The organism is Paractinoplanes rishiriensis (assembly GCF_016862375.1).
GTDB classification, from domain to species: Bacteria; Actinomycetota; Actinomycetes; order Mycobacteriales; family Micromonosporaceae; genus Actinoplanes; species Actinoplanes rishiriensis.
In genome coordinates, this window is the sequence record NZ_BOMV01000170.1 from 1 (window position 1) to 1,013 (window position 1,013).

The following is a 1,013-nucleotide window of genomic DNA, read 5'->3' on the forward strand; positions in this document are numbered from 1 at the left end:
CTGCCGCGGTACAAGACCGAGTACATCGACCCGATCGCGGCGATCCAGGCCGACGCGAAGTACGCGTCGCTGCGGATCATCAACATCGTCGAGATCGACTCGCTGCCCAACCTGATCACCAACGTCGGCAGCAGCGCCGGCGCCACCGCGCAGTGCGACACGATGAAGGCCAACGGCGGCTACGTGCAAGGTATCGGCTACGCGCTGCAGAAGCTGGGCGCGCTGGCCAACACCTACCAGTACGTCGACGCCGCGCACCACGGCTGGATCGGCTGGGACACCAACTTCGCCCCGACCGCCCAGATCATGCTCCAGGCCGCTCAGGCGTCCGGCAGCGTGAACAACGTGCACGGCTTCATCACCAACACCGCGAACTACTCGGCCCTGCAGGAGCCGTACTTCCAGGTCACCAGCTCGGTCGGCGGCACCAGCGTCCGCCAGTCGAAGTGGGTCGACTGGAACCAGTACGTCGACGAACTGACCTTCGCTCAGGCGTTCCGCACCCAGCTGATCTCGGTCGGGTTCCCGTCGAGCATCGGCATGCTGATCGACACCTCCCGCAACGGCTGGGGCGGCTCGGCCCGACCCACCGCCGCATCCACCTCCACCGTGCTGGACACGTTCGTCAACGAGTCCCGCGTCGACCGCCGTATCCACGCCGGTAACTGGTGCAACCAGTCCGGCGCCGGTCTCGGCGAGCGGCCCCGCTCCGCGCCGGCCTCCGGCATCGACGCCTACGTCTGGGTCAAGCCCCCGGGCGAGTCCGACGGCTCCTCCTCGCTCATCCCGAACGACGAGGGCAAGGGCTTCGACCGGATGTGTGACCCGACCTACACGGGTAACGCCCGTAACGGCAACAGCATGAGCGGCGCCCTGCCGAACGCCCCGATCTCGGGCGCTTGGTTCTCGGCACAGTTCGCCCAGCTGATGCAGAACGCGTACCCGCCCCTGTCGTAACCCGCCCCCATAACCGCCGGGCCCCGCTCTCTTCCCACGAGGAGCGGGGCCCGGTG

Annotated in this window: 1 protein-coding gene; it reads left to right on the top strand. The window is 67.9% G+C overall.

What is annotated here, in order from left to right; translation table 11 throughout:
* Nucleotides 1-957, top strand: a 957-nt coding sequence (locus tag Ari01nite_RS49445; RefSeq protein WP_203791701.1) for a glycoside hydrolase family 6 protein, incomplete at its 5' end; no start/stop codon positions are given.
* Between the last annotated feature and the right edge of the window lie 56 nt (nt 958-1,013).